The 22235-nt window shown below is 42.0% G+C and carries 22 protein-coding genes and 2 tRNA genes; 6 read left to right on the top strand and 18 right to left on the bottom strand.

Annotation, left to right across the window (positions count from 1 at the left end):
• Positions 1-11: 11 nt before the first annotated feature.
• Positions 12-86 (bottom strand) — tRNA-Glu (locus LZF95_RS18745).
• Between the two features lie 47 nt (positions 87-133).
• A tRNA-Glu gene (locus LZF95_RS18740) sits at positions 134-205 on the bottom strand.
• Positions 206-394: 189 nt separating this feature from the next.
• Here LZF95_RS18740 and gap point away from each other — a divergent pair.
• Positions 395-1414, top strand: coding sequence for a type I glyceraldehyde-3-phosphate dehydrogenase (gene gap / locus LZF95_RS18735; RefSeq protein ID WP_233756561.1), 1020 nt, complete (start codon positions 395-397; stop codon positions 1412-1414).
• Here the strand turns inward: gap and LZF95_RS18730 are convergent, their stop codons facing one another.
• The 6 genes from LZF95_RS18730 to LZF95_RS18705 all read right to left on the bottom strand — a co-directional run bounded on the left by LZF95_RS18730 (position 1415) and on the right by LZF95_RS18705 (position 5916).
• Positions 1415-2476: a VOC family protein gene (locus tag LZF95_RS18730; protein WP_233756560.1), complete on the bottom strand. Its 1062-nt coding sequence runs from the start codon at positions 2474-2476 to the stop codon at positions 1415-1417.
• Between the two features lie 18 nt (positions 2477-2494).
• Positions 2495-3202, bottom strand: a complete 708-nt coding sequence (locus LZF95_RS18725; RefSeq protein ID WP_262912270.1) for a TIGR04283 family arsenosugar biosynthesis glycosyltransferase — start codon at positions 3200-3202, stop codon at positions 2495-2497.
• Entirely contained in the window at positions 3195-3818 is a 624-nt protein-coding gene (locus tag LZF95_RS18720; RefSeq protein WP_233756558.1) for a DUF6134 family protein, read from the bottom strand. The genes LZF95_RS18725 and LZF95_RS18720 overlap by 8 nt, the downstream gene beginning before the upstream one ends.
• A 108-nt stretch (positions 3819-3926) precedes the next feature.
• Entirely contained in the window at positions 3927-4547 is a 621-nt protein-coding gene (locus LZF95_RS18715) for a TIGR04282 family arsenosugar biosynthesis glycosyltransferase (RefSeq protein WP_233756557.1), read from the bottom strand.
• Positions 4528-5580 carry an arsenosugar biosynthesis radical SAM (seleno)protein ArsS gene (gene arsS / locus LZF95_RS18710; protein ID WP_233756556.1) on the bottom strand — a complete coding sequence of 351 codons (1053 nt, stop codon included), beginning with the start codon at positions 5578-5580 and terminating at the stop codon, positions 4528-4530. The genes LZF95_RS18715 and arsS overlap by 20 nt, the downstream gene beginning before the upstream one ends.
• 3 nt (positions 5581-5583) lie before the next feature.
• A complete protein-coding gene (locus LZF95_RS18705) occupies positions 5584-5916 on the bottom strand; it encodes an arsenosugar biosynthesis-associated peroxidase-like protein (RefSeq protein ID WP_233756555.1) in 333 nt (110 codons plus the stop codon).
• A 187-nt stretch (positions 5917-6103) separates the two neighbouring features.
• Between LZF95_RS18705 and LZF95_RS18700 the strand changes: the two genes are divergently transcribed.
• Positions 6104-6739 (top strand): peroxiredoxin, encoded by a 636-nt coding sequence (locus LZF95_RS18700; protein WP_233756554.1) that lies wholly within the window; start codon positions 6104-6106, stop codon positions 6737-6739.
• 69 nt (positions 6740-6808) lie between these two features.
• Here LZF95_RS18700 and LZF95_RS18695 read toward each other — a convergent pair whose 3' ends face one another.
• The 5 genes from LZF95_RS18695 to LZF95_RS18675 are packed head-to-tail and all read right to left on the bottom strand — an operon-like array spanning position 6809 to position 12233.
• Positions 6809-7093 carry a DUF1330 domain-containing protein gene (locus tag LZF95_RS18695; protein ID WP_233756553.1) on the bottom strand — a complete coding sequence of 95 codons (285 nt, stop codon included), beginning with the start codon at positions 7091-7093 and terminating at the stop codon, positions 6809-6811.
• Between the two features lie 42 nt (positions 7094-7135).
• Positions 7136-8524, bottom strand: a complete 1389-nt coding sequence (locus tag LZF95_RS18690) for a TolC family protein (RefSeq protein WP_233756552.1) — start codon at positions 8522-8524, stop codon at positions 7136-7138.
• Positions 8521-9876, bottom strand: coding sequence for an HlyD family secretion protein (locus tag LZF95_RS18685; RefSeq protein WP_233756551.1), 1356 nt, complete (start codon positions 9874-9876; stop codon positions 8521-8523). Before LZF95_RS18685 ends, LZF95_RS18690 begins: the two co-directional genes overlap by 4 nt.
• 4 nt (positions 9877-9880) lie before the next feature.
• Positions 9881-11590 carry a peptidase domain-containing ABC transporter gene (locus LZF95_RS18680; protein ID WP_233756550.1) on the bottom strand — a complete coding sequence of 570 codons (1710 nt, stop codon included), beginning with the start codon at positions 11588-11590 and terminating at the stop codon, positions 9881-9883.
• Entirely contained in the window at positions 11580-12233 is a 654-nt protein-coding gene (locus LZF95_RS18675) for a TetR/AcrR family transcriptional regulator (protein WP_233756549.1), read from the bottom strand. Before LZF95_RS18675 ends, LZF95_RS18680 begins: the two co-directional genes overlap by 11 nt.
• 268 nt (positions 12234-12501) lie before the next feature.
• On the opposite strand from LZF95_RS18675, the gene LZF95_RS18670 reads away from it, so the two are divergent.
• Positions 12502-14037 carry a BCCT family transporter gene (locus LZF95_RS18670; protein WP_233756548.1) on the top strand — a complete coding sequence of 512 codons (1536 nt, stop codon included), beginning with the start codon at positions 12502-12504 and terminating at the stop codon, positions 14035-14037.
• Here LZF95_RS18670 and LZF95_RS18665 read toward each other — a convergent pair.
• Genes LZF95_RS18665 through LZF95_RS18655 form a run of 3 tightly spaced genes read right to left on the bottom strand, consistent with a single transcriptional unit; the run spans position 14034 to position 15183 of the window.
• The gene (locus LZF95_RS18665; protein WP_233756547.1) at positions 14034-14408 is read right to left on the bottom strand and encodes a DUF983 domain-containing protein; all 375 of its coding nucleotides are present in this window, start codon (positions 14406-14408) and stop codon (positions 14034-14036) included. The two genes, LZF95_RS18670 and LZF95_RS18665, sit on opposite strands and share 4 nt — an antisense overlap.
• Before the next feature lie 51 nt (positions 14409-14459).
• Complete coding sequence (locus LZF95_RS18660; protein WP_233756546.1) at positions 14460-14666, bottom strand: hypothetical protein; 207 nt, start codon at positions 14664-14666, stop codon at positions 14460-14462.
• A gap of 1 nt (position 14667) precedes the next feature.
• A complete protein-coding gene (locus tag LZF95_RS18655) occupies positions 14668-15183 on the bottom strand; it encodes a DUF4920 domain-containing protein (RefSeq protein ID WP_233756545.1) in 516 nt (171 codons plus the stop codon).
• Between the two features lie 225 nt (positions 15184-15408).
• Here LZF95_RS18655 and serA point away from each other — a divergent pair, with 225 nt between their 5' ends.
• Entirely contained in the window at positions 15409-17301 is a 1893-nt protein-coding gene (gene serA, locus LZF95_RS18650; protein WP_233756544.1) for a phosphoglycerate dehydrogenase, read from the top strand.
• A gap of 475 nt (positions 17302-17776) precedes the next feature.
• On the opposite strand, the gene LZF95_RS18645 is transcribed toward serA, so the two are convergent.
• Together LZF95_RS18645 and LZF95_RS18640 are read right to left on the bottom strand one after the other, a co-directional pair.
• Positions 17777-19210, bottom strand: a complete 1434-nt coding sequence (locus LZF95_RS18645) for a TlpA disulfide reductase family protein (RefSeq protein ID WP_233756543.1) — start codon at positions 19208-19210, stop codon at positions 17777-17779.
• The gene (locus LZF95_RS18640; RefSeq protein ID WP_368670790.1) at positions 19197-20486 is read right to left on the bottom strand and encodes a carboxypeptidase-like regulatory domain-containing protein; all 1290 of its coding nucleotides are present in this window, start codon (positions 20484-20486) and stop codon (positions 19197-19199) included. The genes LZF95_RS18645 and LZF95_RS18640 overlap by 14 nt, the downstream gene beginning before the upstream one ends.
• Positions 20487-20512: 26 nt before the next feature.
• Between LZF95_RS18640 and LZF95_RS18635 the strand changes: the two genes are divergently transcribed.
• Complete coding sequence (locus tag LZF95_RS18635; RefSeq protein WP_192085555.1) at positions 20513-20719, top strand: hypothetical protein; 207 nt, start codon at positions 20513-20515, stop codon at positions 20717-20719.
• Between the two features lie 23 nt (positions 20720-20742).
• Positions 20743-22134, top strand: coding sequence for a transposase (locus LZF95_RS18630; protein ID WP_245405155.1), 1392 nt, complete (start codon positions 20743-20745; stop codon positions 22132-22134).
• Positions 22135-22235 lie beyond the last annotated feature (101 nt).

Raw genomic sequence — 22235 nt, 5'->3', positions numbered from 1 at the left:
CGCTTTTATCTTGGTAGTCGGTACGGGAATCGAACCCGTGTTTTATCCGTGAAAGGGATACGTCCTAACCCCTAGACGAACCGACCAAAATAAACCAAAAATATCACAACTTCCTGTAAACCAGGTGACAATGTAGTCGGTACGGGAATCGAACCCGTGTTTTATCCGTGAAAGGGATACGTCCTAACCCCTAGACGAACCGACCATTTTTGCTTTGGAAAACGTGCTTTTCCAAATGGTTGTGCAAATATAGCGGCTTAAGTTTTTAAAACCAATTTGGCCCCAAGAATTTCTATGGATTTTTGCTAAAAAGCTGATCCCAAAGGAATAAAATTTTCTTTCGGGCGATTGCTTTTGATTTTCCTATTTTTGATTTCCAATTACTCACCTACCGATGATACCAAACAAACCGATCAGAATTGCCATCAATGGTTTTGGACGAATAGGCCGCTACACGGCCAAATTAATTCTGGAAAAAAAAGAATTTAATTTGGTGGCCATAAATGACTTGGCCGATAATTCTGCTATTGCGCATTTGTTAAAATACGATTCTATTCATGGGAAATCTGAGACTAAAATTGAACTCCGCGAAAACCTTCTAAAAGTAAACGATGAGCAAATCCAGCTTTTTAGTCAGGCTGACCCTACACAGCTTCCTTGGAAAAGCCTTGATATCGACTTGGTCATAGAATGCACAGGTAGATTTACCGAACGCACGGGAGCGGAAAAACACCTTAAGGCCGGTGCTAGGCAGGTAATTATCTCTGCCCCTTCCATGGATCCAACTATCAAAATGGTGGTATTGGGTGTGAATGATTTTATTTTGACCGGAGAAGAGCGTATAGTTTCCAATGCTTCCTGTACCACAAACTGTCTTGCGCCTATGGTGAAAGTGTTGGATGATAGTTTTGGGGTGGTAAAGGGGTATGCATCGACTGTCCATTCCTATACGAATGATCAGAACCTTCATGATGCCCCCCATCGGGATCTGCGACGTGCCAGGGCTGCAGCTTATTCCATTATTCCGACTACTACAAATGCCGGTAAGGCTTTGGATGAGATTTTACCTGAATTAGCAGGAAAGATAGAAGCTTCAGCTATGCGGGTGCCGGTACCTGATGGCTCCTTGACTGATGTGATCGTAGAGATTAAGACTGAAGCCACGGCAAAACAGATTAATCAAGCATTTAGAAATGCTGCTGGGGGCTATTTAAAAGGATTACTTGAAGTAGAGGACTCTCCGATTGTCTCTATTGATATCATAGGGAATCCGCACTCCTGCATCATAGATTCTGCCCTCACCTCTTCTAAAGGCACTTTGGTCAAACTTGTGGGCTGGTATGATAACGAAGCGGGCTATGCCAACCGATTGGTGGACCTAGCCCGCCTGATAACTGGGAAATATAAGGAGTGATTATGCTTTTACCCGATTGAGAGAGAGGAGCTTTACCACGAAGTTTGGAAGGTTTCCTTTCTTTTTTCTTTCACCTAGGTTGAGGTACCAGCCAAATTTCTCCATGATAGGCACTTTAAACGTCTCCACCATTTCTATTAAAGTCCCATCGGGGTCTTCCAGATATGAAAAGCGCCCTGCGGCCTTTCCCATATCAAATTCATTCTGACTATCAACAGTAAGCTCTATACCATCTTTTGCGAGTTTTTCTTTAATGTCACCCATTCCGTTGACATCAAAGCAAACATGGATAAAACCTAAATCTCCCCAGTTCCTGTCTTCAAATATTTTATTTCTTGGCTGTTGATCAGTTTCAATCAGTTCAATTTGTGTCTGGCAGAACAATCTACCAAATGCACCTGTCATGGTAGAGGATCCCTGCAGGATAACTCTTCTGTATTCGGAATTGCCTTCACCTATCTGTGAAAAATCCTCCCACACACCTGTTTTATCACACAAGATGTCCGATTGCATCAGGTGGTTTTGATAGACAGGCAAAGCCTTATCAACAGATGATACTCCGATCACCACCCCCAACACGCCTCCTGTCAGATCCTTGTTTTTACTGAACCATGAACTGTTTTCTATCAACTCGAAGGTATTTCCATAAGGGTCTTTCACATAAAAATGCCAAACCCCCAAGGGATTTTTTGTCGGCTTGCCCAGCATCGTAGCTCCTATCTTCTCTAGGTGAGTGTAGGTTTTCTGGATGTCATGGCAGCGCATCTTCACTGCCAAAATCCCCAGATCTTTCCAGGTGAGTTCCAGAGCGGATGCCAACGGCTCTTTAGAAGTATATTGCCATATTTCAAATCCGCCACCGCCTTGCATATTCAAGGCAAGGATAGCATGTCTGCTTTCCACCTTTCCTGAGGTGTAGCGAGTCATCAATTTTGCCTCAGCACTGTCCTGAAAGATCGGAACATCCATTTTAAATGCTTTTCTGTACCACGCCCATGCCTGGTTCGCATCTTTGACCCCTATACCTACCTGCTGGATGCCATTAATTGTCGCTTGATTCATTCAACTACCGTTATGCTTTTACTTCTTTTGGTTTAAAAGATTTAAATATAAACTTTTGATCGAAGCTGGCTTAACTTTTAACAAAAAAAGAGAAAAAGCCATGAGATTGGCCAGCTGTACCTTCAACCAGCTATTTTCAGTGTATTTACGTGCTGAAACACTCATTTTGTAGGGAAGAACATGAAAATCAGTTTTTTGGCGTATCCTCTTTACCAGTTCAAAATCTTCCATGATACAAAAAGAAGCATCAAATCCCCCCAAAGACTCAAACAATAATTTTGAAATATAAAGGCTTTGGTCTCCACCTCCAGAGAACAATCCATTGAACCGGGTAAACCAGGAATTGATTTTCAGGATTCTTTTAGAGGATTGGAATTTATATTGAAAACAACCAGGGTGTTTGCCCTGAGAGACATTGGACAGGATCACTTTGGCATAGTCCATAGGTGGTCTGGTATCTGCATGTACAAAGTAAAGAATATCCGCTTTTGCCTGCTGTGCTCCCAAGTTCATTTGAAAAGCTCTATTTCTGACTGGAGAATTGACGGTAATGGCTCCATACGAGTTGGCAATTGCTATGGTATCATCTTGGGAACCTGCATCTACCACAATAATTTCCATGACCATTCCATCAGCATGCTGTTGTAGGTATGGGAGTAGTTCCATCAGGTTTTCCTCCTCATCAATGCATGGGATTATTGCAGAAATTGGGAGTATATCAGTCAACTTTAAGTTTAATTGAATAATTCTTTATGTTGTTCTCCAAAATCACTTTTTGCAAAACCCCTCCCTCATAATGAAACCGGTTCATGTTTCCGTTCACATCAATTTCATAAACACCTTTTTCTATTTCCCTTACTTTAGTCAGCATGCCAAAGTTTTCTGAAATCAGTACATCGCCATCTTTAGGCTCATGGAAATACAACATGGCAGTACTTGCTTTGATTATCTGATTAATGGGTTCTTCATTATGAAATTTATAGGAATTGGCATCTACATCATAGTGATCCTTGTTCCATGTGACCGTGGTCAAAAAATCCCCTCTGTTGGAATCTGAATTTGTGGTGGCCCGCATGAGCTGTCCATTTTCATAATGTGCTTTCTGTAGAAATTCTACATGTATTTTTCCAAAAAACCAGAATTCAACCTTACTGTGGATCTGATAATCGACCCCCTTTGCAGTAGTGGTTTTGTCTGCCTGCATACTGCCTATAGTAAATCCCGCCAGCACGATATCGTACTTATTTGTCTGCGTTTGTCCGTAGCTATTCCAGAAAATGCCTATAAATAGGAAAAACTGGATTAATACAAAACTGGCTGACTTATATTTTTTTACTGTCATATATTGAAATCTAATAGTTATGAATAAGATATTTAGGTTGACCTGAACCACGGGATACTAAAGTAAGATGAGGACTTTCCTATAATTTCCCCAGAATCGAAGCAAACATTAAGATTTAAGCTTGCCTTTCACTTGGTTCCAATCCTCAATTACATCTACGTCAGAAAGCGGTTTAAGCTGGGAGTAAGAATATCCATTACGAGACAGGTAATCTTTTGTCAAAGCGGCAACCTGGTCTGTACTCCATGGAATTCCCTGGAATATCCCAGGGATGAACTTTCGCATACCCAACAGGTAGTATCCTCCGTCTAGCGCAGGCCCAATGACCACATCATTTTCTTCCAGTTCCTTAAATGCGGTATCCAAGAGCTCGGGAGTTAGTTCTGCACAATCCGTTCCTATTATTAGCAGTCGATCAAAATTTTCCGTGAATAATTTCTGAAAGGCATTGCTCATTTTCTCTCCCAGACCTGATCCTGACTGAAGTTCAAATCTGTAATTTTTAGGATAACTCGATAAATCTTCTTCCATGTAATCTGAAAACCACAAGATTTTCTGTGCTTTTAATCGGGAAGCTACACGATGGGTGTACTTAACCAATAATTCATAGGCATGCAATGCAGCCTGATCACCTATGGCTGCTGCCAGCCTGGTTTTGACTTTGCCCAACTGGGTGTTTTTCTGAAAAATAAGAACAGCATCCTTCATATCAGGTAGTGGCACCGCCACAGCTCGACCCGGCTCCCGCCGTACACCCAAAACAGTGGTTTTTTACAATAATTTCCCGATCAGTCAACGACTTTTCGTTCCAGTCCCTAATGTGCCGGGAATCCTCAGAGGCTACTTTTAGTTCCAGCATCTGGTTGAAGTCACAATCATACAGATATCCGTCCCAGCCTACGGAGATGGTATTTCTGCACATGACTCCGGAAGCAGCTGCGGGATTGAAACTAGTGATAAGTTTCTCCATGTAGGATTCATAATTGTCTGTTCGTAAAAGATATTCCAAGAATCGGCTAATTGGAAGGTTAGTGATGGTAAACAGAGAATTGAATGTAATCCCAAACTTCTCTGATAGCTTTTTCTTAAACTCTGTCTCAAGGCCGCCTTGAGCCGCCGGCATAAAAGCACCTGAAGGATTGTAAACCAGATTAAGAACCAGACCGCTTCCCTCTATCCCATAGCCTTGCTCATTCAGCATTTTCAATGCCTTGATGGATTTGTCAAAAACCCCATCTCCCCGTTGGGAATCCGTTTTAAGAGCTGTGAAATAAGGCAAAGATGATGCTATTTCTATCCTGTGTTTTTCATAAAACTCGGGTAGATCATGATATTTTGGATTCGCTAAAATGATGGTAAGGTTGCAGCGGACTATGATATTTACCTCTGTATTAACAGCTCGTATAGACTCTACAAACCAGCGAAAGTCGGGGTTCATCTCCGGTGCCCCACCTGTCAAATCCACCGTTGTGATCTCATGATTTTTGATCACTTCAAGACATTCCAGCATGGTTTCCTTCGTCATGATTTCCTTGCGGTCAGGCCCGGCATCCACATGGCAATGCTTGCAGACCTGATTGCACATTTTGCCTAAATTAATCTGCAAGATCTCAATGCGCGTCGGCTTCAAAGGAAAAAGGTTTGATTTGCTTAATTCAGCAACAAATCTATCCCCCTTGAATCCGGACATATCGGACTCCAAAAGTTTAATTTCCTCCTCGGTACTGGATAATGGGTGATCTTGTGCTTTTAGAGACTTCATTTATTACATGGATATTTCCTTGGCCTTATTCATCATCTGGGTGGCATGTACTAGTGAGGCTCCCCCTCTGATAGCAGCAGCCACGTGTACAGCTTCCATCATCTGCTCTTCGTCACATCCTTTTTCCATGGTGTCCGTGGTATATGCATCTATGCAATACGGACATTGTATGGTATGGGCCACAGCAAGGGCGATCAGTGATTTTTCACGAGCAGTAAGAGCTCCTTCGGCAAAAACTTCGCCATAATATTCGAAAAACTTGTCCGCCAGAGGCTTTTGGAACTCACTTATTTTACTGAAGTTCTTAAGGTCTTCGGGATTATAATATGTTTTCATATCCATTAAGTGGTTTTGGTTATAAGTACGAAGTAAAAGGATTGATTGGACTTACAACTGAGAATTTCATGAATGGGTTTAGGTTAGTGTGGATTTTCAGAAAGATTTAGAAAAAATCAGGAACTGAAAAGCATCTCGGATGTTATATTGGACGTATAGAGGACAGAAGTTTTAAACACAAAACAACATGGCATTACGACTAGGTGATATGGCCCCAAATTTTACGGCCGAAACTACAGAAGGAACAATTGACTTTCATGAGTATTTAGGAGATGGCTGGGGGATTTTATTTTCCCATCCTGCGGATTATACTCCTGTTTGTACCACAGAACTTGGTACTGTAGCCAAACTGCGGGATGAATTTGCAAGGCGAAACACAAAAGTGGTTGCACTCAGTGTGGATGGACTGGAAAGTCACAAAGGTTGGATTTCGGATATCAACGAGACCCAAAGCTGCGAAGTGAACTTTCCGATTATAGCAGATGAGGATAGAAAAATCGCAGATCTTTACGATATGATCCATCCCAATTCGAATGAGAACTTTACTGTGCGATCAGTATTTGTAATTGGGAATGACAAGAAAATCAAGCTGATTATTACCTATCCTGCAAGTACCGGTAGAAATTTCGAAGAACTACTCAGGGTGATTGATTCGTTGCAGCTCACCGCTAATTATTCTGTAGCTACCCCGGCTAACTGGAAACATGGCGAAGACGTAGTAATCGCACCGGCGATTAAGGACGAGGATATTCCTTCAAAATTCCCTAAAGGTCACAAGGTGGTGAAACCATATCTAAGAACTACACCACAACCTGACTTATAATAGACTTTGAACCAATTAAAAAAGGCTTCCGATAGGTAGCCTTTTTTTATCTCTGATTTCTTTACTTGATTATGATTCAATCAATAGAAAATTAGCCTTAGCGGCTCCTTCCCGCACTGATTTGGCGTGCTGATATCCCTCAGAATTAAACCATGCTTCTGCTTTTTCTTTAGTAGGGAATTTTAGCATGACCAATCGTTCATGATTCCACTCACCCTCCAATACAGTGACTGGCTGCCCACGGAGCACAAATCTGCCGCCGAAGGCCAAAACAGTAGCTGGGGTCAATTCTTTGTAGGCGTTATATTTTTCTGGGTCCGAAATATCTACCTCTACTATTACATACGCTGCCATTTTAATCTATATTTAGGGTTAAACTTTGCTGTATTTTTGATCTTATTCAAATCCTAGCCCTGCTGCATACCTTGATTTAGCAAAGGCTATTTTCCGCTTTGAAAGTAATTCATTCAAAGTAAGCCTTGAGCTAAAAACCGAAACTTCCCGGCTATTAACAAGAAACAAGCTGCTTTCTCCAATCTCGAATCGTCTTAATTCACCTTGTAGCAGCATTTCAAGGGCTGCAACATTCCTGGTGTAGGTGACAATTTGGGCATTAAGAGTATTCCAGCTATTAAGTTCATTTTCTAGTTTAGTACGAAGTTCAAGCCCTTTTAGATCTCTGCTATTTTCTTTGAAATTGATTTTTGCTTCCGCCAGCCTGGTTTCTCCCCTAGCTTTTCGCCACATTAAGGGCGTATATACGGACAGCCCCCATTTGTAATTGTTTTCGTAAAATCCAGCTTGGTCAAACTGGCTGAATTCTTCCGAAAGAAAATTGTATTTTAATTTTACAACAGGTATAATCTGCTGTGCCTTGAGTCTCCTCTCCACTTCCAAGCTCGCCAGTTCAAAATCAACCAACCTCAGTTCAGGATGATCGCCGACCAATGTCCGAAGCTCCTCCTCGTTTAAGATGAAGGTTTCAGAAGAAAACAGGTCTTCGGGAACGATCTGTAAATCAAGAACAATTGGGTAGCCTTCCTCATCCCAAAGAAAATTATTGAGTTCTTGTGTCCGGATGAACAGTTCGTTTTCGGCGTTTTGTAAACTGTATTCCCTGTTCAAAAGGATAGTTGCTGCTTCCACCGTATCTATCGCAGGAAAATCGCCTTGCTCATAGCTTGATTTAACTGCTCTGAACCTGGTCTCAGCGAGTTCGACACCTTCTTCCAACAAAGTTCTGTTTTCAAAAGCCAATGCCCAATTCCAATATGCACCTGTTGCTTGAAGGTACAGTTCATTTAGCATCCGAATTCGGTCAGTTTCGGTAGATTGCTGATATATCTGCGCTTTTCTCAGACCGGCCCTTCTATCATCAAGTATCAAGCCTTGTCCTAGATTGACAGAGGCACCAGCCGACAACAATCCTCCGGTGGGCACAGATCTTTCAGGATTAAGATATTGTCCTGAATTCTGTTCAAAAGTGCCATTTAGCTCTATTCCGGCCCAGGTAGGTATGGATATTCCCGCTTCGCGTTTGTCATAGTAAATCTTTTCATCGTAGCTTTTCTTATCAAGGTTGCCATAGAGCAAGGGGTCAAAATTCCCCCTTGCCGCACGGACTTCCATATCCCCCATGGTGAGCATGATATTAGCTTGAGCAGCAAGTGGATGATAAGCCTGCACCCATTCCATATAGGTCTCGTAGGTCAAGGTGTCAGCTACCTGCGCCTGGAGACTCATACTAATGGTTGTAATCAAGAAAGCAAGAAGTGTTTTTTTCATTTCTTTCCTTTGGCTATTTCCTCCTTTTGGAGTCTTGTGTAGTAATCAGCCGGAAAGCCGTTTAGTTGCCGCCAGATTTCATACCAAACCGGCACGTCGTTGAGCAATGCTATTCCATCAGCACCGGAGCCTACCCGCAAAGCTTCAGGCCAAGGCAATTCCTCAGGATCCTGTGCTACCAACACTCGATATTGGTTTGATCTACCCGCAAACTTGTCAATGGCTACTATTACCCCACCAAATGTTCCGTTGGTGAGACGGGGCCATCCAGAAAAAACTATCGCGGGCCAACCGTCAAAGATGAACCGTACTTTTTTGCCTTCAACCATCAAGGGTAAATCTACCGGTGAAATATACATTTCTACTGCCAGCTGCCCACTGGAAGGGACAATATTCACAATTGGATCTCCTTCTTTTATGGTCTCACCCAGCCCTACCTGAATTGCCTCTGCTATAAAACCATTTTGAGGTGCCAACACATGCCTGAATCCAGTCCGTGCTTCATAATTAGAGTATTGGTTTTCCAGTTTGGAGGCTGATCCTTCAGCATCAAACTGGCTGGATTGAGCTGTGTACATGTCAGACTCCGCTTTTGCCAATTTATCCCTGAAGTCGTTGTCAATGGCATCTAATTCCAACCGTGCTGATATTAGGGAGTTTCTGCTGCTTAGCAAACTATTCTCAGCACTTATAACGCTTGCTTGAACCTCTTGGAATTTTAACCTTCTTGTTTCCAAGTCTGTCAATGAGCGTAAACCTTCTTCATATAATTTTTCTGCTCTTCCCAACTGCTTTACCCCTATTTCATAATTTACTTTGGCTTGTTCAAACCGGATACTATCGGATTCTACCTGGAGTTCGGCCATCTGAAGCTTATTTCTGCCTTGTTCCTTGCGAAGAACATTGTTACGTTTTAATGCTTCAATCTGGCTTTCAAGAGCCTTTACTTTTTCTTTATAAGATAATGCGGAAAGGGTTTTAGCCTCTACTTGGCGTTGAGTCCGAGGCAACAGCAAAGAATCAAAATACTCATCTTTTACCTCGGATATACTCAGAATAGTATCTCCTTTGCTTACGTATGCCCCTTCGTCCACATACCACTTCTCTATCCTGCCGGCGATCACCGAATGGATGGTCTGTGCCCTGTGCTGCGGCTGAAGCATTGTCACGTATCCCTTTGCTCTAATATATTGGGTCCAGGGTACAAAGAGAAAAAGGAATACGACACAGCAAGACACGAAAAGAATTCTGACCCTCTTTTTCTTTTGCTCACTTGCCACAGTCATCTTAAGGCTCTCCGCATTATCAAAATGACTTCTGTCATAGATTTTGTTTTTAGAGATGTTCAGCATAACCTTACATATTGGATTTAATAAAATTCTGATAGTCTGGGTAGTCTCCGTCAAAGATCACTTGGCCTTTGTCCATTACCACCACTTGATTTGCGTTACTGATCACCTCTTCATCTTGGGTGACCATGACCAAAGTCCAGTTGCCTTCAAACAGATACTTCATCACCCTGGCTTTGATATTTGGATCTAGGTGCTGAAGGGCATTTTCCAGGATGAGCGCTTTTGGATGGCCCACCAGTGACCTTGCCAGGATTATTGCCTGGGCCTTCTTTCTTGGCAAACCTCTCCCCTCAGGTAACAGAATGGTTTCCTTGTCGTCCGGCAGCTGATAGATAAAATCCTTTAGACCTACCAGCTCAATGAGGAAGTCCAACTGGCTGGGGTCAATTTTGCGTCCAACCAAGATATTTTCTGAAATGCTTCCGTGAAAGATTTGCTGTACCTCCATGCAGTCCCCTACCACGCTTCTGTATTTGTCCAGATGTATCATTTCCAGGGAGAGGTCGTTGATTTTGATTTTGCCCAGATAAGTTTCATATATTCCAGAAAGAAGGGCTAGTACTGCGCTTTTGCCACTTCCGCTTCTTCCTGTGATCACTGTTTTAGAACCTGCGGGGATATTAATGGAAACACCGTTCACAAGAGGTTTGGTGACATCTCTGGGCTGGAAAACCACCTCCTCCATTGCTAGTTTGATTCCTGAAGATTCAGCGAGGACGTCTTTGCCGTGATTATCGTGGTCTTCCAATTCCAAGTCCATCACCTGTCCCAGCTTTTCTACCGCTACCAGTGTATCATATACAGTTTCCAGGGACAAAATCAATTTCTCCACAGCGTTCACCACCATCAAAATAACCACCTCGGCAGCCACAAATTGCCCTATGCTTATCTGTTCATTGATCAACAACAAACTGCCAGCGATCAGAAGGCTGGATACTATAAGTACCTTAAATCCTATCAGCACCTTATACTGTAAAATCAAAACGGCAAAGTGCCGTTCTCTGAATTCCACATACCGAGTAAGAAGTTTGTCTGCCCGGAGAATCGGCAATCTGGAGTTCCCTCCGGCAAGCTTGAAGGTGTTCAGGGTTCTGCCTATTTCCTCAAGCCAATATGCAGTCTCGTATTTATAGGTGGACTCTTTGAGGGCCGTGGACATTCCTTTCGGGCTTGTGAAATAAAAAATCGCCAATAGAATAACCACCAACACTATTCCAAAGAGTATAAATGTGGCATGATAAAAAGAAAGCAAGATCAATCCAAAGATCACTAAAATTATAGCAGTGGTATATTCAACCAAAATCTTTGAGAGTCCTTTTTGTAAATTAACCGTATCAAAAAATCTATTGACAATTTCCGGGGCATAAGATCCATGAAGGAGTTCTGATTTCATTTTGGGTATCCTATAGGCCAGAGAAAGACCGGATTTGGCAAAGATCCTCTGCTGTATTTTCTCAGTTATCTGTAACTGTGATATCTGAAGAAAACCGCCAAAAGCAATCCCGGCAGCGACTACCAACACCAAAACCAGCCAAGATGTGGTGATCCTCCCACCCAGTACATAATTCAATATAGCCTGGATCCCCAAGGGAAGAGATAGGGCAACCAAACCATTTAAAATGGCATAAAAGTATATGGAATACACCTCATCCTTCTCTTCTTTCAGCAAATTAAAAAACCTGTTTAGCGGGGTGATGTTTTCTTTATTTTTCATTTGAAATTGCCTTTAGGATTAATTCTTCAAAAAAGACCAAACAGTTCTCTGAATCCAGAGATTGTTCTGTCATGCCAGGTAAATGCTTCGCATTGAAAGCATGAAGTAAACTAGATTCCATCACCGTGTAAGCCAGGGTTTTCGGATAAGGGTATGTTGGGTTTATTTCAAAAATCAACTCGGAGACTCTCTCCCCGAAACTATAAACCTGAGCAAAAACACCATTTTCATGCTCAGTGTCAACGGTTTTGGTCAAATAACCTTTCAATGATTCATTTATTACAATACTTCGTAAATCCCCAGGGTTCAAATGAATGTTCTTGGTAAAGAGAGGACCATTCACCATCAACTTCAAAGCAATGGACAGGCGGGATCTCTTATCTGTCAGATTAGCAGTGGAATAAACAAAGTTGACTTCCATCCATGCCCAATACCATGCGGTAAGATAGAGTAATAACATGTGTTTATTTTCAAAATACCTATAAACGGCGGCTTCTGTCACACCAATATGCATGGCAAGTTTTTTAAAGGTAAAATGTTCCATTCCCAGATCCCGCACCAAAGCAGCTCCCTCTTGGACAATAGAACTTCCAAGTTCTGAGCTAAAAGGTTCTTTAAGATAGAGCTTATCGTGTACCTCCATCTTCAAATTTGTTAAAAGATTCTCCATGTAATTGACATAAAACTAGAAAAGGAACGTATAAATTGGAAAAAAGTTAACAAATCTTTCAAAAAGTTAGTAACACTAACAGGCGGTTTGTGCCTAGATTACCGGGCTTTTACTGAAGTATGCAAGGTGTTTTGACAATAAATCTACGTGACTCCCCGATAGCCCCCTGAAAGCGAAACAGAATTTCGGACGTAAAAGGTAGATTTCCAGTCCTCCCAAAAATCATTTATCTTAATTTCTCATGGCTCATAAACTTTCATTCTTTCAGTTCAATATCCGGCCTTGGGTATTTTGGCCTCCGTTTATTCTTTTAATCCTTGCGGTGTTTTCCAGTGTTTTTTTTCCTTCCGTGTTTATCGATACCATTAAGGGCCTACAACAAAGTGTGCTCAAGAATTTCTCCCTTGGTTTTAGCTGGATATCTTTTGCCATGACCGTGCTTGCCACAGCCGTACTTTTTTCTCCATTGGGAAAGTATAAAATTGGTGGAAGAAATGCAGTCCCAAGGTTATCAAGAATCAGCTGGTTCGCTATAGTGCTCTGTACAACTATCGCAGTGGGCATTCTGTTTTGGGGCAGTGCCGAACCTCTCTCCCATTTTCTTTTTCCACCGGATTTCAAGGATTTTGAACCTACATCTGAAGCCGCCAGATCCTTCGCTCTGGGAGCTTTGTATTTTCATTGGGGATTTACTCCTTATGCCATCTACGCTGTTCCGGCTTTGGTATTCGCATTGATGTACTATTCGGGACAGAACCAATTGAGCCTTGGAATCATGCTCCGTCCTATAATCGGGAGGTCACCCCATTCTTTTTGGGAGACAGGCCTGGACATGATCAGTCTTTTCGCACTGGTCACAGGGATGGCAGCCGCCTTAGGCGCCGGGATTTTAAGTCTATCAGGTGGTTTTCTGGCATTTTTCCCAGAGACCAACCCCACCCTGCTGACTGGATTGACTACGCTGGTTATCCTGATCACCTTTATCATATCATCCTCTACCGGAATAGAAAAGGGAATCAAAAACCTTTCTCTTTTCAATCTGGGATTCTTTCTTCTTGTAGCTATTCTTTTTGTATTCTTAGGTGAAAAGATGAAAATAATGGACTCGATTTTTACTGGTTTTGATCAGTATTTTTCAAATTTTACTGATTTGAGTTTACAACTTACTGGGGAAGGAAGTAGCTGGACCTATGACTGGTCCACCTTCAATTTTGCCATGTGGATGGCTTGGGCTCCTATGAATGCCTTATTCTTAGGGAAAATAGCAGTGGGCAGGACGGTAAGGGAATTTATGATCGTAAACTGGTTTTTTCCCGCACTGTTTTGTCTCTTGTGGATGGGGATTTTTGGGGGAACGACTTTGGATTTGGCCATGCTCAATCCTGGAAAATACAGTGGTCTATTTCTTAATTCAGGGCCAGAATCCATCATATATCAAGTGTTTGGAGACTTGGGGTATTTCAAGGTGTTTGGACAGTTTTATATTCTGGGAATATTTGTTTCTTATGTGACTGCGGCTGATTCGAGTACAGATGCCCTCGCAAGTATCAGCATGAAGAAACTGGATGTTGATCCCTTTCATACGGACAATAATCTCAAGGTTACCTGGGGTGTGCTTATTGGGTTTTTGTCCTGGATAATGATAACCTATTCTGGTGTAGATGGGGTACGGATATTGTCAGTGATCGGCGGGCTTCCTGCCTTGTTTTTCTTGCTTCTTGTATCTATTAGCCTTGTTATGATCTTTGTAGCGCCAAAAAGATATTTAAAAGCTTAATAGCCCCGATATTTCATTTTCCCTAAAACATACAGGTAAAGGACTTTGGAATACCGAAGCATTAGGGGCAACAAAATCACATTGGCAAGACCTACTGTAGTAAGGTACATCCACAATGCTGGCTTTTCCAGCAGCACATTCAAAGCAACCATACTGGTAATCACCAATGCAACTGAAAAGGCATAACTCACATACATTGCCCCATAGAAAAAGTCAGGCTCCGTATAAAAATTTGATCCGCATACGGAGCATAATTTATTGACATCTGTTAGTTTCCGGAAACTATAAACAGGTACAGGAAACAGGTTTCCTTCACGACAATGAGGGCATTTTGCACCTAGGACGGCTTGGAGCCCACTTTTCTTACTCATAGTAATCTCTATATAAAATACAGTCCGTCCGGTGAAGGGAACCTGAATGGATTATTCAAAAATCTCATCAATGTCATAGTCTTTACCTATTCCCCATTGAAGTAGTTCTTCTATAGTATAGAACTCTAGCGTATTCAGGTCTTTCACTTTAAAATTGGTTCCCCGTAATCGGGCGACAATTTCTACTTGTCTCACCTCGCCCATGTTGACCAATTTATACTTTCTCCCTACTCTCAGGTTATCCAATGCTATCGGCATGTTACGCTTTATCTTGGATCACCACGCCCACTGCTTCAAAAGTAATCTCCCGCTTGGGCTCAATGATTTTTTCCACCTCTTCTTTACTCTTGCCTTCGTCTTCGGCATAGTGACGTAATGTTTCTACGTCTGTTTCTGTCAATACAGCTATTCCTTCCAGAATTACCGGATATCCTTTTGAGGTAGTCGGTACAAAAAAGCCGTAATCCTTGAAGGTAACCCGCATGGTTTCTCCATTTGGAAGATCCATGGTGATCCAGCATCCCTTTTTGGTACACACTTCTTTGATTTCTCCTGTGATTTTGCCCTCAAAATCCCCTTCTTTTTCCACAACCATCAGCATCTCAGCAGGAGATACAATTCCAGTCTGCTCTAGACTAGCACCATAGTTTCCAGGGATGCTATCTGCAACAATTGGATCAGTCGTAATACTGTCCACTGATTGGGAGTTTTTCTGATTTTGGCAGGCCGAGCAAAGCACAATGCCCAACGCGAAAACTAGATGTATTGGTTTCATAGCGTGTAATGATTTATTCCCAAAAATACACCGAAGAATCGGAGAGAAAAAGCAATGTAGATATCTTTGGTATTCTGCTGTTAATTCGAAATACCTGTTTAATTCACTTGATTATTGCAAAAAAATCGATTGCGAAAAAGATTTGAAACAATTCTTTCAATAAAACTTCGATTTTTTTAACAATCCTGTAATTTTGCACTCAAATAAACCTATTGACCCTCTCCTATGCCTCATTCTACAAAGTTCATCATAGATTTTGACAGCACGTTTACACAGGTGGAAGCCTTGGATATCCTTGGCGAAATCAGTCTCCTCAATGACCCTGAAAAGGAAGTAAAACTAAAGGCTATCAAAGATATCACCGACAAAGGAATGGAAGGCAATGTTACTTTCCGTGACAGTTTGATCCAGCGAATTGATATCCTGAAGGCCAATAAATCCCAGATTGATGACTTGATCGCCGCATTGAAAAAGAAGGTCTCCAAATCCTTTGAGCGGAATAAGGAATTCCTTCAGGACAATGCGGCTAATATTTACATAGTATCCAATGGTTTCAAGGATTTCATCATTCCTATAGTAGCGGACTATGGGATTCTAGCGGCCAATGTTTTTGCCAACGAATTCGTCTATGATGATGCGGATAATATCATAGATTTCAACAGGGACAATCCGCTTTCGAAAAACAACGGAAAGGCTGAAACCATCAAGAAAATCAACTTAGAAGGTGAAATCTATGTGATCGGCGATGGTTATACAGATTATGAGATCAAGAAATCGGGTCTGGCCAATAAGTTTTATGCATTTACCGAAAATGTAAACCGTCCTAAAGTAACCAAAGAGGCAGATCATATAGCGCCTAGTTTGGATGAAATCCTATACGTCAACAACTTGAACACAAAATTCTCTTACCCAAAAAGCAGGATCAAAGTTTTGCTCCTTGAAAACGTCCACCAGATAGGTGTCGATTTGCTCAAAGAAGAAGGTTACGATGTAGAAGTCGTAGGCTCTGCCATGTCCGAAGAGGAACTCTGCGAAAGGATCAAGAACGTCTCCATCATTGGTATCCGTTCCAAAACCAACATTACTCGGAAAGTCTTGGAAAACGCAAACCGACTGATTGCCGTGGGGGCATTTTGCATCGGCACAAACCAGATTGATCTGGAGGCTTGCCAGGAGAAAGGAATTGCGGTGTTCAATGCACCATTCAGCAATACCCGTTCTGTAGTGGAGATGGCCATAGCTGAGATCATCTTTCTGATGAGGAACTTTGCCGGCAAGACATCCTCCATGCATGAAAGTAAATGGGATAAATCGGCCAGCGGAAGCTTCGAAATCAGGGGTAAAAAACTGGGGATTATCGGTTATGGAAATATAGGTGCCCAGCTCTCAGTGTTAGCTGAAAATATGGGAATGAATGTTTTCTACTATGATGTTATCGAGAAACTGGCATTGGGAAATGCAACCAAAGTAGATTCTCTGGACGAGCTACTGAGCACCTGTGATGTGATCACTCTACATGTGGACGGCAGAAAGGAAAACCATAACATTCTGAGCAGGGAAAAGATCGAATTGATGAAGCCAGGAGCCTACCTGCTCAATCTCAGCCGTGGACATGTGGTGGAAATCCCAGCATTGCGGGACGCAATTCTTTCTGGTCGAATCGCGGGCTGTGCGGTGGATGTATTTCCTGAAGAGCCAAAAAACAATACAGAGCCATTTGTCTCTGAATTGATCGGTTTGCCTAATACCATTTTGACCCCACATATCGGAGGCAGCACCCTGGAAGCGCAGGAGAACATTGCCCGATTTGTGCCTGGTAAAATCATGGAATACATCAACACGGGCAATACGTATAACTCGGTTAACTTCCCGAATATCCAGTTGCCATTCCTGCAAAATGCGCATAGGCTGATTCATATACACATGAATGAGCCTGGCGTACTGGCCAAAATCAATCAGATCCTGGCAAACTTCGAGATCAATATAGTAGGGCAGTACCTAAAGACCAATGAGAAAATCGGATATGTGATTACCGATATCGACAAGGCATACTCTAGCGAAGCCATCGATGCGTTGAAGCTTATTCCGGGGACTATCCGGTTTAGGGTTCTTTACTAGGATTTAAACATTTCTATAACAAAAAAAAGTCCCGTTGATGCGGGACTTTTTTGGTTTAAGGACGTGGTATAAATCTACTTCACTTGAATCTGAGCATCTACAAACCTGAGTTCGATTTGAAAACCGTCACTGAGAGGCTTAACATTTAAAAAATGCATAAATCGAGATGACAGAAATTGCTCTTAGAACCGTGATTGTGGTCACCTTGAGCACTTGAGAGACGAGAGTCTCGAAATCGAAAGGTCCTCGACTCCTGTCGCACTGAGGCTACACTTTCCTGTCCTGATCAATTTTTAAACAGTCCTTTATCATAAGTTAACAGTGAGTTTTGGGTGATAAAAACCTAAAGGAAAAATTTAAGAATATGGCTACTTCCTCTGTAGAAAAAACAATATTTCCCGCTTAGAGCAAGGAAAGGTGGTTTTCAAAAAAGAAAACTAAATTTCAATCAATAGGAATATTCCGATTAACCTTACTATGAACTAAGACTATCTAACAAAATTCTTATTTCACGCGATGCCGGTCTTGGGGCATTTTGGTGAATCAATTTGCCTTCTGGATCAAACAAAAGATAACGCGGAATCAAATCAATATTAAGTGTTTTGAGGTACTCTGACTCATCAATATTCATTACGATATAAGATCTTTCAGGAAACGATATTTCGTATTTCAGAATGACGTTTTCCCAGAATTTATGATTTTTATCGACAGAGAGATACACTACTTCAAATCCTTTGCTTTGATAATCCTCATTGAGCAATCTGGATTCCGGAAATGAACGGATACAAGGCAAACACCAAGCTGCCCACAAATCCACATAAAGGAATTTCCCTCTCTTTATTGCCAATAAGTCATCAAAAGTCAAATGTTTTTGACCAAGCCCTTGTATTTCAATATCTGGCTCCTGATTTAGCAACTTTTCAATCGAGGCACGCAATGTACTTTCCCATTCATTTGGCAACTTGGATCTGTTTTTTGTTAATAATTCATCAACTTCCGCAAAAGAAAGCTCTTGAACCTGTCTTTCTAAGTGCTTGTATAACATTAATTGCGAAAAATAGCTGTGTGTGGTTCCACCTATAATTTTGTCCATTTTATCAGGATGCTGAGCTATCAATTGGCCTAACAGGAAGTCAGAAAATTCATCTAGATAAATACGATCTTTTACCGCACTATTTTCACCTGAAAATGTCTGCATTGCGGCAATTGCATCAAACGTTCCTTTTTCAATTTCAAAAAGCTCGATTTTACTCCTCTCAAATCGATTTCTTTCAACCAACAATTCAGAATAAGAATTAGTAAGCAGCCCCTTTTCAACTAGAGAATCCAAGCAGGCTTTTTCTCTATCCAGGCCTTCTTTTGCTGATATTTTGGCCATTAGGAGTTCGCTTTCCATATTTACCGGAACCAAGGAATTATAAGAGGAATTCCAGAGAAAGTAAAAATCTTCTAGGCTTGTAGGCTTTCGTTTAATTAAATCCCGGTTCCGTATGGCTTCCCAGTTGATATCATATTCTTTTGAAGTTCGGTTGACCACCTCCATCCAAGGCTGTCTTTCTCTGATTCTTAGCAAGACACTATCTCCTTTTTGAAAAATATAGCTGTATATTGATTGATTGTTTTCTTTATATACCAACTCTGACCAATCATTATTAACTACCACCCTCAGTTGGGTGAACGCAGTATCTGAAAGAAATTCAATTTTCTCGGGTAGTGAGTTTTCCCCCAGGAAATGTAGAGATGCTTTCTTTTGACTTAGAAAATCGGAAACACTTGAGTCTTCCAATACTAGGACGACATGGTGTTGATCTTTAAGCTCAGGCTGACAGCGAAAGAAACTAATCACCAAAATCCCAAGGCAGATAATCCAACTTAGAGCATTTTTTGATACCGGATTATTTTTTACCATTGATCTTAAATTGTTCCTGTAAGCTTCTATACCGTTCCAAGCTTCGGATTATGGCAGAATCAAGGGGGTGTGTTTTTAGAAATTCACTATTGATCCAAATATCTTGATTGTATTCATATACTTTAGAACCTATATTTTCATCTGCTTTTTCTTCATCTTTAAACCGAATTTTTTTAAACTTTCCGGTTTTAACTTCATCAAACCAATAGGTATGGATATCCATAGCATGCCCTCCTATATCCCGGGAGATAAAACGCATTTTCTTCTGGACAAATTTCTCCGGATAGTATTTCCCTTCAACTTTTCCGTATTTCACGAACATTTCAATATAATCAGTTCGATCTGCATTGGTAAAAATTTTCTGTTGAAACTCCAAAATAGCAAAGTCTCTGCTGTTTACTTTCATATAGGAAGTACCTAGCGGGGGGTCTGTGCTTCCAAAAGCTATTTGATAAACTGTGTCATTCCCTACTAATTCAAACCCTACTACCTCATGGTAAACAGGCATTTCAGGAATTCCTATTAAGGTCATTCGCAAACCCTTTTCAGTAAAAAGGGCATCCTCATGATAAGCTCCACGTGCAGGATTTTGCCTGTATAAATCAACAAGATCATTTGAGATGGGCTTAATACCTGTTTCGTCAACTACTCTCGCTTTCACCTTCTCATAATAATCCAAATACACAGAATCCACTTCCGCCAATTCATCTCCTTTCCTAAAAGAGTTTATCTGGATTTTTGAATTTGAAATACTTTTTGAATACCCGACATCCTGTATTGTCACGGCAGCTTCGACAAGGCCTGTAAATTCGTTATAGTCAGTTGAAATTTTCCTATAAAGACCTGATAATTGATGGCTTTGATTAGGATAGTTTATTTCTATATTCTTTAAAATATCATGTATTAAATTTTCTAATTGAAGTGCTTCCGGCCTAACAACTATCTCATCCAAAGAGATCATCAATCTATCCAGTTCTATTTTCACACCGGGCGCATTAAATGAAAGTAAGGGGACTTCTTTACTTTTATATCCTAAAAAAGATACTACGAGCGTGTCACTTTTTATAGATTCTGGGAATCTTATAGAAAAAGCACCTTCATCACTAGAGATCCAGCTGAACTCGGGATAATTTTTAATAAATAAGTAAGAATTAACGAGTGGCACTTTACTCTCTTCATCTAAGACTGTCCCTGAAAGGGACTCTTTCGTTTGGCTATTTACTAGATACTTAAAATAAACAGGCCATAATTTGGATTTATGGCCTTTTTTTGAGATTATTATATCTAGTTAATGGACTAGATATGGGATATCCAACCAAAGTACAACTCATCAAAAGAGCAAAAAGCGAACAGTGGTATGTCAATTTTCCTGCTGCCGTTGCCCAGGCCATCGAATTTCATCAAGGAGAAGTAGTGGAGTGGATCATCGACGACCACCAGAGACTGGTTCTGCAGCGCAGTGACCAGTCCGTAGCGGACCTTAAAAAAAAACTCCCGGAGAAGATCTGAAGGGGGTACTGGAAGGGATTTTCTTGGAATGCCAATCCTGCTTCAAGCAGTTTCGCACCTGGCAAAGAGCCGCAAGGCTGGTCAACGGAGTGCTTTCCTGTATGGGGCGTTCCACCATTACAGGTTGGCTGACCGCAAGTGGTGATCAGTTTAAGGACTGGTCGGCCACCTATCGCCTTTTCAAAGGGGACAGGATGGATATTGCCGGGATTTTCGGTGTCATCCGAAGGAAAGTTGTCACATTGGCCGATCCGGTACAGCGGTATGTTTTTGCCCACATGGATGACACCTTGTTACGAAAAAAAGGAAGAAACGTGTTTGGTGCCCGTTGGCTCAGGGATGCGCTTGGCCCACCTTTCCAGACCAATCTGGTTTGGGGGCAGCGGTTCATCCAGCTTTCATTATCCTGTTTTTCAAAAATGGGCCCGGTACAGGCCCGGGCCATCCCCGTTGATCTACATCATTGCCCCAGTGTAAAAAAGCCCGGTAAAGCGGCAGGGGAACAGGATTGGCAACTGTTCCGTGAAACCCAGAAAAAAGCCAAGCTCAGCGTCATCGGTGCCCAACGGATCAGGCTCTTGCGTGAAAATCTCGATCAGGATGGCTTTACCGACAAGGAACTGGTGGTCAGCGTGGACGGAAGCTATACCAACGAAGCGGTTCTGAAAAAACTCCCCGCCAATACCACCCTGATCGGCAGAATCCGGAAAGACTGTAGCCTCTACCTGCCTCCAGAGCCCCCCACATCCGGTAAGGGACGAAAAAAAGTCTATGGGGAACGGCTCCCGACTCCCGAACAGATCCGGCAGTCCGATGACTATTCCTGGGTAAAGGCCCAGGCCTGGGCAGCTGGAAAAGTCCACGGGTTCCAGCTTAAAGTCATCCCGACGGTCCGCTGGAGAAAGGCCGGGAACAAAGATCTCAAACTGGTCATCATCCGTCCGGTCTCCTACCGCAAGACCCTCAAGTCACGCCTGCTCTACCGGGATCCGGCCTATCTGGTCTGTACCGAACCGGAGCTGGACCTGGGCACACTGCTGCAAGCCTATCTCTGGAGATGGGGCATAGAGGTCAACTTCAAAGACGAGAAAACTATTTTGGGATGCGGGGAAGCCCAGGTCAGAACCGAGCAGGCCTGTGAAAAAGTCCCCGCATTCCTCACCGCCGTCTATTCCATGCTTCTTCTGGCCTCAGAAACTGCAAAAACGCAAGTCCTCCCCCGTCCAAAGTGGTATAAATCAGAAAAATCGATCCGTACAACAACAGGTGACATCCTCAACCAATTCAGGGCAATAAACTGGGCACACACTTCAAAAATCAATTTCTCCGACTTCGTAAACATCCAGAAAAAAATGCAAACCCTCAAAAAATCAGATAATCCTATCCTCTCCGCATTGTTTCATGCTAGAAATTAGCCAAACTTGAGTCCTTGCCAAAGGCAAGGCCTGTAAATGCCCATAATGCAATTCTGGATTAATGAAGCTGATATGTCCTCAGAGTGCCAACGGCACGATCA

Source organism: Algoriphagus sp. AGSA1, assembly GCF_021390545.1.
GTDB lineage: Bacteria > Bacteroidota > Bacteroidia > Cytophagales > Cyclobacteriaceae > Algoriphagus.
Note: the sequence above shows the minus strand (reverse complement) of the source record. Positions and strands in the feature narration are given on the sequence as shown.

Bases quoted from the DNA above. Each gene is read 5' to 3' on its own strand.
- LZF95_RS18690 (WP_233756552.1), bottom strand. From the start codon at position 8,524: ATGAAAAAAACACTTCTTGCTTTCTTGATTACAACCATTAGTATGAGT.
- LZF95_RS18730 (WP_233756560.1), bottom strand. From the start codon at position 2,476: ATGAATCAAGCGACAATTAATGGCATCCAGCAGGTAGGTATAGGGGTC.
- LZF95_RS18680 (WP_233756550.1), bottom strand. From the start codon at position 11,590: ATGAAAAATAAAGAAAACATCACCCCGCTAAACAGGTTTTTTAATTTG.
- arsS (WP_233756556.1), bottom strand. From the start codon at position 5,580: ATGAAGTCTCTAAAAGCACAAGATCACCCATTATCCAGTACCGAGGAG.
- LZF95_RS18720 (WP_233756558.1), bottom strand. From the start codon at position 3,818: ATGACAGTAAAAAAATATAAGTCAGCCAGTTTTGTATTAATCCAGTTT.
- LZF95_RS18675 (WP_233756549.1), bottom strand. From the start codon at position 12,233: ATGGAGGTACACGATAAGCTCTATCTTAAAGAACCTTTTAGCTCAGAA.
- LZF95_RS18705 (WP_233756555.1), bottom strand. From the start codon at position 5,916: ATGAAAACATATTATAATCCCGAAGACCTTAAGAACTTCAGTAAAATA.
- LZF95_RS18685 (WP_233756551.1), bottom strand. From the start codon at position 9,876: ATGCTGAACATCTCTAAAAACAAAATCTATGACAGAAGTCATTTTGAT.
- LZF95_RS18665 (WP_233756547.1), bottom strand. From the start codon at position 14,408: ATGAGTAAGAAAAGTGGGCTCCAAGCCGTCCTAGGTGCAAAATGCCCT.
- serA (WP_233756544.1), top strand. From the start codon at position 15,409: ATGCCTCATTCTACAAAGTTCATCATAGATTTTGACAGCACGTTTACA.
- LZF95_RS18700 (WP_233756554.1), top strand. From the start codon at position 6,104: ATGGCATTACGACTAGGTGATATGGCCCCAAATTTTACGGCCGAAACT.
- LZF95_RS18645 (WP_233756543.1), bottom strand. From the start codon at position 19,210: ATGGTAAAAAATAATCCGGTATCAAAAAATGCTCTAAGTTGGATTATC.
- gap (WP_233756561.1), top strand. From the start codon at position 395: ATGATACCAAACAAACCGATCAGAATTGCCATCAATGGTTTTGGACGA.
- LZF95_RS18695 (WP_233756553.1), bottom strand. From the start codon at position 7,093: ATGGCAGCGTATGTAATAGTAGAGGTAGATATTTCGGACCCAGAAAAA.
- LZF95_RS18655 (WP_233756545.1), bottom strand. From the start codon at position 15,183: ATGAAACCAATACATCTAGTTTTCGCGTTGGGCATTGTGCTTTGCTCG.
- LZF95_RS18660 (WP_233756546.1), bottom strand. From the start codon at position 14,666: ATGCCGATAGCATTGGATAACCTGAGAGTAGGGAGAAAGTATAAATTG.
- LZF95_RS18670 (WP_233756548.1), top strand. From the start codon at position 12,502: ATGGCTCATAAACTTTCATTCTTTCAGTTCAATATCCGGCCTTGGGTA.
- LZF95_RS18635 (WP_192085555.1), top strand. From the start codon at position 20,513: ATGGGATATCCAACCAAAGTACAACTCATCAAAAGAGCAAAAAGCGAA.